We start from the raw sequence: 8,835 nt of genomic DNA, 5'->3' as shown, positions 1-8,835 counted from the left end.
GCAAACCGGTAAGGGGCAGCTGATACAAGTGAGTATACGTATGGCTCATCAGTTCTGATGAACGCTTGGTTGCTGCATACAAGGACATTGGCTGATCTACTGGATCAACAACAGAAAATGGCAACTTGGTATTGGCTCCATAAACCGATGAGCTACTGGCATAAACCATGTGTTTAAGGTTTGGCAATGCGCGCGCCAGCTCCAACATATTCAAATGCCCAATCAGGTTAGCTTCACCATAGGCTTCAGGGTTTGTCAGTGAATAACGTACTCCCGCTTGAGCTGCCAGGTGTACAACGCGATCAATATCTTGGTGTTTTGATACGGCCTGCTTTAAAGCATTGCGATCGGCGATATTGACCTTGTGAAAAGTAAAACCCGATTGATTTTGCAAATTGGCAAGCCGTGCTTTTTTGAGTGCAACATCATAGTAAACGTTAAGACTGTCAAGGCCTATGACCTGCTCGCCCTTTGCTAGCAAGGCTTGGGCTACATGTGAGCCGATAAAACCGGCAACTCCAGTAACGAGGGTGGTCATGAGTTATTATTACTCCTTAGGTTTGCAGTTGCCTTGTGTATAGCCGATTTTAGGATTTTTCTCAAGAAAGTTAAAATTCCCGCTTGACTCATTTGCACCCGCCAGCTATGTTCACGACATGAACAGGCAAAGAGAGACTTGATTGAATTATGTCTATCTTCACGGACCACCCGCATAAGTTTGGGTTTACCTACTGGCAACACCTGGTGTTTTCGCAAACCCTTGCTGTCAAGTGCTGTATCGCCTTTGCCTCTCTCATCATACATAGTTTTTTACCCTTTTTGTTCCAAACAGCCGGTAGCACCAAAATTGAGGAATGCGAGAAAATGCTTGAAGACGTTCACCGTACTCCCATCGATTCTTGAGGATTTGTGAGAGATATTTGAATTGACCAATTTTCAAGAAACCAATAACCAAATAAAATCCGAGGTAATGCTGCGCCTGATGGAAAGCGTTGAACATAGCCCAAAGGTTTCCCAGCGCAAAAGAGCGTCAGAGCTTGGAGTTGCCATGGGGCTTGTCAACTCTTACCTAAAGCGCGCCATAACCAAAGGTTGGATACGCGCCAAAGAAGTCCCAGCGCACCGATATGCCTATTACCTAACTCCCCAAGGCTTGGCAGAAAAAGGTCAACTAGCGACAGAGTATTTGACAAGTTCGTTTACATTTTTCCGATCCGCCCGCGGACAATGTCTTGATTTGTTTGCCGAGTGCGAACAAAAAGGCTGGAGTAAAATTGCTCTGGTGGGCAATGGAGAACTGGCTGAAATCGCAGAGCTTGTTGCAATGCAGAGTTCTTTGGATGTTGGTCGGGTTGCACCAAAGATCCTATCTGATAAAGGTTTTGACGCTGTGATGTTGGTGGATATTCAAAACCCGCAAGAAATTTATGAAACATTATGTGGTACTTGGACTAAAGAACGTATTTTAACCCCTGCCCTCTTGTATGTTTCAAGAGACAGGCAACAACAAGAAAAATAAGTAGAAAATTTAGAAGCTGGCGTGGTATAACACGCCAACTGTGTTTTAATTTTAAGCCTCTGGGTGAGTGATTTCACCCGGGTGGCGGTAGCGTGCCAGAGTTCAGAAAACAGAGGTCAGAGGTCAGATTGATGGCCTCCGACATCCGTTTTCTGAACTCTGACATCTGATCTCTGACATCTGCATGACCCCCTCAATCGCTTCAGCCACTGCAAAACTCTACGCCCTGCTTTCTCCCAAGGAGAAAAAGCAATGTATTTTGCTGGGTGTGTTTGCCTTGGTGATTTCGTTTTTTGAAATCATCACAGCGTCAGTTGTTGCTGTGTTTGCGCAAGTCTTGAATGACCCAGAGGCAGGCGTTCGGTATTTGAAAAAAGTCGGCATCACAGGAGAGCTTTCTCCAAGCAGCGCCGTTTTTTATATCACCATAGCGTGTGGTTTGATCTATTTAGTCAAAAACCTATTTGCAGCTATTGAAGTGTTTTTCCAAAACTTCACAATCCAACGCATGAGCTACAACTTCAAAAACAAACTACTGCATCGCTTTGCCGAAATGGACTATGGAGTTTATTTGACTAGGAACTCGTCTTATGGGTTGTCAGTGGTAAATGGAGATACGGACCAAGTGTTTTCCACAGGCATGATTGCTCTTGCCAGCGTACTTTCGGAAGGCGTTATTTTTACCTGTCTCGTAGGGATGATCATTTGGGTCAATCCACCGCTTGCTTTAATTATTTTTAGCATTGGAGCCATTCTGGTTTTTGGGATTGCCAAAGGATTACTGCCCTTGTTTTATCGATGGGGACAAAGACTACAAGAAGCATCTTTGAAGTGCCACCACTACCTATTGCAATTTTTTCATGCTTTCAAAGAGATAATTCTGCTTGGCAAAAAACACAGCTTTATTGATGCCTACCAAGAACATGCCCGGCATCAATCCCGAATTCAAGCCTTACAAACTGCAACCAATCACCTACCTCGCTTGGCGATAGAGCTGTTATTTGTAAGTTTATTTGTTATCAGCATTAGTTATATGTGCCTGAAGAACGACAGCCCGCAGCAAATGATGGGCACACTAGGAGTTTACCTTTATGCTGGTTTTCGCCTGATGCCCGGGCTGAATCGAGTAATAGGACAGCTCAACAGCTTTAAAGCCGTAATTCCAAACATCGAAAGAGTGTATAAGGAATACACCACTGCGGCAACAACTGAGCAATTGCAAGATGTCACTGATTTTTCCTTTCAGCAATCTGTCTACATTAAAAATGCCAGTTTTCGTTACCTGAATACCGAGCAAGATGCTCTTAAAAACATTAACCTTGAAATCAACAAAGGCGAATGCATCGGTATTGTCGGAGAAACCGGATCAGGAAAGTCCACTTTAATTGATATGCTGTTAGGTCTTCTAAAACCGCATACAGGAAAAATCGTTGTTGATGGACTGTACCCCGTCACCACACATCAGTGGCATCAGCTGATCGGCTATGTACCTCAATCAATTTACCTGACCGATGATACCATTGAAGCCAACATTACCTTTGGAGAAAAATCTGAAGATATTGACCATGAACGCGTCCAACAAGTCATCCGTGATGCTCAACTTGAAAAGTTCATTGCAAAACTCCCCGATGGTATGACGACAATTGTGGGTGAGCGCGGCATTCGTTTATCTGGGGGTGAACGCCAACGCATTGCAATCGCCAGGGCACTCTACCGAAATCCTGAGGTACTTATTTTTGATGAAGCCACATCTGCGTTGGATAATACGACTGAGGCGCAGGTGATGCAGACCATTCGTGATGTGAGCAAAGATCGGACAGTTATTATGATCGCGCATAGGTTGAGTACGTTGAAGGATTGTGATCGGGTTGTTGAGATGAGTGGTGGTGAGATCAAGGGAATCACTGAACGCGCGTTCGAGGAGAAGAGATATGCCTGACAAACAACCTCAAATTGCAGTCATAGGGTGTGGCCACTGGGGGAAAAACCTAGTGCGTAATTTTGCAGAACTGGGTGCACTCACTGCTGTTTGTGACCACAATGAATCACTAGCACAAAATCTCTCAAAAAAGCACAATGTTCCCATGCTTACGTCGGAACAAATTCTAAGCACTCCGGATATCAAAGGCATTGTGATTGCAGCTCCGGCAATCCATCATGCTGCATTAGCCACACAGGCCCTAGACACCGGTAAACATGTTTTTGTTGAAAAGCCATTGGCAGTTTCGGTAGAGGATGCTCAAATGCTTTGTGAACTAGCGCAAAGCAAGAATCTCACTCTAATGGTAGGGCATCTATTGCAATATCACCCTGCCTTCTTACAGCTCAAACAAATGGTGGATAATGGTACCCTAGGCAAACTGCAATATCTCTACTCCAACAGACTTAATCTTGGAAAATTCCGCAATGAAGAAAATATCCTTTGGAGTTTTGCCCCGCATGATATCTCGATGATTCTAGCTCTTACGGGAGAAATGCCTGAAAAAATATTCGCCACCGGAGCACGCCACATTAATCCAACAATTGAAGATAGTACGACGACCCATATGCACTTTGCCAGTGGCGTGCAAGCGCATATTTTTGTCTCCTGGCTGCACCCTTTCAAAGAGCAAAAATTAGTAGTTGTTGGAGATAAGGGAATGGCTGTATTTGACGACGGCCAAGAATGGGGTCAAAAATTAAAAATATATCCACATCAAGTGAATTGGATTAAAGGAGTTCCAACTCCAGAAAAAGCAGAAGTGACTCCTGTCCCTCTTGAGGTGAGTGAGCCGTTAAAGCTTGAATGTCAGCATTTTCTTGATTGCATCGAAACTGGTAAACAGCCACGCACAGATGGTCCTGAAGGCTTAAATGTTTTGCGCGTTCTTGATGCTGCACAAAAATCTATTCGCACCGGTGCTTATGTTGCAATGGATGAGAGGGATCCGACCTATTTCCAACACGAAACTGCTATTATTGATGCAAATTGCAGCATTGGTAAAGGCAGCAAGATCTGGCACTTCAGCCATGTGATGCGTGGAGCCTGCGTTGGAGACAATTGCGTTATTGGCCAAAATGTCATGATTGGAGCTGAAGTTGTTGTCGGCAACAATTGCAAAATCCAAAACAACGTTAGTATTTATAAAGGTATTACCTTAGAAGATGGCGTTTTCTGTGGCCCATCTTGTGTGTTTACCAATGTAATGACCCCAAGAGCCGAAGTTGAACGCAAGGATGAGTTTTTGCCAACCCATGTAGAAAAGGGCGTAACTATTGGCGCTAATGCTACCATCCTCTGTGGCGTGCGCTTGGGAGCTTATTCTATGATCGGTGCTGGGGCAGTTGTGACCAAGGATGTTAAACCACAGGCTCTCGTGGTTGGTAATCCAGCTCGGCAAGTTGGATGGGTGAGTCACGCAGGTGAAAAGTTAGGGGATGATTTGGTGTGCCCGAGGGAGGGGAGACGATATGTGGTTGATGGCAACAATTCCCTCCGTGAGAAAATCGAAAAGGAAGCTTATGTGCAAAAGACTGCCTAAAAGCCAAACTAATTGCAACAAATAAGCAAACAACAATGAAAACAATTATCCTAGCCGGTGGATTCGGCACACGCCTCAGCGAAGAAACAGAAAATCGCCCAAAGCCGATGGTCGAAGTTGGTGGCAGACCAATCCTGTGGCACATTATGAAAATCTATGCTCGCTATGGTTTTAATGATTTTGTTTTAGGTTTGGGCTATAAGGCCGATTTTATTAAAAAGTACTTTATAGATTACGTACGATACTCTGGAAACATCACCGTCTCTATCAAAAATGGAGAAAGCAGGATCCTTCAGCGCGAGCAAGATGAGTGGAATATTCACTTAGAAGAAACAGGCCTAGACACAATGACAGGTGGACGCGTTAAAAGTCTAGGGCCATGGGTTAAAGGTGAAACTTTCATGGTTACCTATGGCGATGGTGTTGCAAATATTAATATTGATGAACTTGTCAAACACCACAAGAAAATGGGAAAACTTGCAACCGTTACAGCAGTCAGGCCCCCTGCCCGCTATGGTGGATTGTTTATGGAAAATGGTTTGGTGAAAAAATTTACCGAAAAACCACAGACAGGTGAAGGGTGGATCAATGGTGGCTTCATGGTTTTTGAGCCAGAAGTTTTGAATATGATCAAGAGTACAAAAAGCTCATTGGAAGCTGAACTTTTGGAAAATTTGTCTCAAGAAGGGCAACTATCTGCTTATTGCCATGATGGATTTTGGCAGTGCATGGACACACTTAGAGACTTGAGATATTTAGAAAGCTTATGGGTCTCTGGGGAAGCTCCTTGGAGGACATGGTAATGCAGAGCTTTTGGCAAGATCGACGAACTTTTATTACCGGCGCAAGCGGCCTGGTAGGAGGTTGGCTTGTTGAGAAGTTGCTCGAGAAAGGCACTGATGTCGTTATTTTACTCAGAGATTGGGTTCCCGGAACTCAACTGATAGCATCCAAGCTGTTTGAGAAAACAACGATTGTAAGGGGCGATCTTTCCGATTCGAGAAAACTTGAAAGGATCCTGGCTGAATACGAAATTGAATCAGTCATACACTTAGCGGCACAAACAATTGTACCCATTGCCAACAAAAATCCGCTTTCAACTTTTGAATCGAATATTGCAGGTACCTGGAATCTATTAGAAGCCTGCCGACTTGTTCAATCCATTTCCTCTGTGGTCGTTGCCTCATCTGACAAAGCCTATGGTGATGCTCCAGAACTCCCTTACAAAGAAGATATGCCACTAAGAGCCGCCTACCCTTACGATGTCAGCAAGGCTTGCGCTGATATGATCAGCCTCAGTTATGCAAAGACATTTGACGTACCAGTTGCCATCACCCGCTGTGGCAATTTTTTTGGTGGAGGAGATTTGAACTGGAATCGGATTATCCCTGGCACAATAAGGTCAATCATTCGAGACCAAGCGCCAGTTATTCGCTCTGACGGATCTCTCATTCGGGATTACATCTATGTGGAAGACGCTGTCAGCGCCTATATGACTTTAAGTGAAGCTCTTGCATTAAATCCTGATTTAAAAGGACAAGCTTTTAACTTCTCAAATGAAACTCAAAAAAATGTTAATGATTTGACTTTGATGATTCTTGAAGCATTAAATTCAAACCTGAAACCGGTTATTCGGGGTGAAAATCATGGCGAGATTCAGGCGCAATATCTCGACTCAAGCAAGGCAAATAACCTTTTGAAATGGCAACCAAAGTTTGGTCTCGAAACGGGCCTCGAAAAAACCATTGATTGGTATAAGGAGTATTTTGACGTTGCTTAAGTGTCGTGCATGTAGCAGTGATAAATTACACTCAATCATTCCCCTTGGAATGCAACCTCTGGCCAACGCTCTGCTGCCATCTTCTAATGCTGCTGAGTGTGAGCAGTATAATCTTGAAGTGATGTTATGCGATGCTTGCGGGCTCGCTCAACTCAAAGATCTAGTGGATCCTACGAAATTATTTTCTGAATACGTGTATTTTTCATCCAATTCAGACACAATGCTAAAGTCTGCATCCAGTTTGGTTGAGCAAATTTTACCAACACTTGCTGCTAATGCTTTGGTTGTAGAAATTGCCAGTAATGATGGGTATCTCCTTAAAAACTATGTCGAGCAAGATGTCAAAGTTTTGGGAATTGACCCCGCAGAGAATATAGCAAAGCACGCTAACGAAAATGGCATTCCAACCTTATGCGACTTTTTTGGTGAAAAACTTGCTATTCGACTATCGAGTGAGGGAAAAAAAGCCGATATCATTCACGCTAACAATGTTATGGCCCACGTTCCCGACATCAATAGTTTTATCAGGGGGATAAAGACCCTGCTCAAACCGAATGGCAAGGCAATAATTGAAGTGCCGTATTTCTTAGACTTGGTAAAGAACCTCGAGTTTGACACTGTTTACCATGAGCATGTGTACTATTTTTCTGTACGTGCCTTGAAAAAGGTATTTGAAAATAATGATCTCGAAATTATCGATATTGAAAAGCTATCCATACACGGCGGCAGTCTAAGGCTTTTCGTAAGCCACACGGGTGAGTCTGAACCTCAAGCAATTGTTCAATCTACGCTTCAAGAGGAAGAAACTTTTGGCTTGCATAAGCCTATAACTTTTCAAAACTTTATGGGACAAATAGAGGAATTAAAAGCAGAGCTTATTGAAAAGCTTAAAACCCTAAAATCTGAAGGGGCAAAAATTGCAGCCTATGGTGCTTCTGCGAAAGGCACCACACTGCTTAATTATTTTGGCATAGGTAAGGATTTGCTTGAGTTTGTCGTCGACCGCAGTCCTGCAAAGGTCGGGAAATTTACCCCAGGAAAGCAATTAGAAATTTTCTCACCCACGAAATTGGCTCAGGCAGGCATTTCTCACGCTCTGCTACTTTCATGGAATTTTGCTGGCGAAATTATGGATCAGCAAAAGGATTTTATTAATAAGGGAAACAAATTCATTATCCCCCTACCGAAGGTTAAGCTAGCTCCATGAAGTTTACGCCCCTACCACTTCAGGGTGCATACCTGATTGAGCTTGACCCACATCATGATGAACGAGGGTATTTTGCAAGAACGTTTTGTAATGCAGAGTTTGCCGAGCATGGCCTGGTTACAAATTTTATCCAGATGAGCACTTCGTTTAACAAGACAAAAGGCCAAATACGTGGTATGCACTACCAGGAAGCCCCATATGAGGAAACAAAAATTGTAAGGTGTACCCGTGGATCGGTTTATGACGTTATGGTAGATTTAAGAGAAAATTCATCAACCTATAATCAGTGGTATGGAGACGTTCTTTCCGAGGATAATGGTAGGATGTTTTATATTCCCAAGGGGTTTGCACACGGATATAAGACATTGGACGATAATACTGAGTTGTTTTATATGATGGATCAGGTTTATGTGAAGGATAATACGGTGGAAATTAAAACTGAGAAGTATTTTAAGGGCATAGATACTGATGTTCAAAAAATATAAATCCGAGATTAAAAATAACGGCTACACTCATATAAAATCGTTTTATGAAAAAAACGATATTCTAGTCAGTATAGAGCATAATATAAATAGAATTATTGAGTCTGTTTGTTTTAATTTTTTGGGAGAAAAAATCACATTAAAAGGCCTGGACGATCCTGAAACGGTTAAAATAATTACATTAATGCAAAAAAAACATCGTAACTTGATCTCCATTATTTATGATGCCTCATTATAACGGATTCTGTGGGAAAAGATTATATTCGATAAAAGTTGTCACAAATTGCCGATTTTTATAGGAAATATGTTTTTACAATTCTAAACAA

The 8,835-nt window shown here is 42.8% G+C and carries 9 protein-coding genes; 8 read left to right on the top strand and 1 reads right to left on the bottom strand.

The features are described 5' to 3' along the window. Window positions 1-538 (bottom strand): GDP-mannose 4,6-dehydratase (locus tag ABFQ95_06000; protein MEN8237077.1); only part of this gene is annotated, 538 nt, incomplete at its 3' end. A 149-nt stretch (window positions 539-687) separates the two neighbouring features. Here ABFQ95_06000 and ABFQ95_05995 point away from each other — a divergent pair. From ABFQ95_05995 to ABFQ95_05960, 8 genes are all read left to right on the top strand, one after another. Then, the gene (locus tag ABFQ95_05995; protein ID MEN8237076.1) at window positions 688-903 is read left to right on the top strand and encodes a DUF6356 family protein; all 216 of its coding nucleotides are present in this window, start codon (window positions 688-690) and stop codon (window positions 901-903) included. Window positions 904-925: 22 nt separating this feature from the next. Continuing rightward, a complete protein-coding gene (locus tag ABFQ95_05990) occupies window positions 926-1,519 on the top strand; it encodes a hypothetical protein (protein MEN8237075.1) in 594 nt (197 codons plus the stop codon). A gap of 184 nt (window positions 1,520-1,703) precedes the next feature. Next, the gene (locus ABFQ95_05985) at window positions 1,704-3,458 is read left to right on the top strand and encodes an ABC transporter ATP-binding protein (GenBank protein ID MEN8237074.1); all 1,755 of its coding nucleotides are present in this window, start codon (window positions 1,704-1,706) and stop codon (window positions 3,456-3,458) included. After that, window positions 3,451-5,040: a Gfo/Idh/MocA family oxidoreductase gene (locus ABFQ95_05980; GenBank protein ID MEN8237073.1), complete on the top strand. Its 1,590-nt coding sequence runs from the start codon at window positions 3,451-3,453 to the stop codon at window positions 5,038-5,040. The genes ABFQ95_05985 and ABFQ95_05980 overlap by 8 nt, the downstream gene beginning before the upstream one ends. 35 nt (window positions 5,041-5,075) lie before the next feature. Next, window positions 5,076-5,843: a glucose-1-phosphate cytidylyltransferase gene (rfbF, locus tag ABFQ95_05975; GenBank protein ID MEN8237072.1), complete on the top strand. Its 768-nt coding sequence runs from the start codon at window positions 5,076-5,078 to the stop codon at window positions 5,841-5,843. Next, window positions 5,843-6,820, top strand: a complete 978-nt coding sequence (locus ABFQ95_05970) for a GDP-mannose 4,6-dehydratase (GenBank protein MEN8237071.1) — start codon at window positions 5,843-5,845, stop codon at window positions 6,818-6,820. The genes rfbF and ABFQ95_05970 overlap by 1 nt, the downstream gene beginning before the upstream one ends. After that, on the top strand, window positions 6,807-8,027 hold the full coding sequence (locus ABFQ95_05965; GenBank protein MEN8237070.1) for a class I SAM-dependent methyltransferase: 1,221 nt from the start codon (window positions 6,807-6,809) through the stop codon (window positions 8,025-8,027). Before ABFQ95_05970 ends, ABFQ95_05965 begins: the two co-directional genes overlap by 14 nt. Beyond that, entirely contained in the window at window positions 8,024-8,512 is a 489-nt protein-coding gene (locus ABFQ95_05960) for a dTDP-4-dehydrorhamnose 3,5-epimerase family protein (GenBank protein MEN8237069.1), read from the top strand. The genes ABFQ95_05965 and ABFQ95_05960 overlap by 4 nt, the downstream gene beginning before the upstream one ends. Window positions 8,513-8,835: the final 323 nt, after the last annotated feature.

Source organism: Pseudomonadota bacterium (assembly GCA_039714795.1).
GTDB lineage: Bacteria > Pseudomonadota > Alphaproteobacteria > JAGOMX01 > JAGOMX01 > JBDLIP01.
This window is presented reverse-complemented; position numbering and strand designations above follow the sequence as displayed.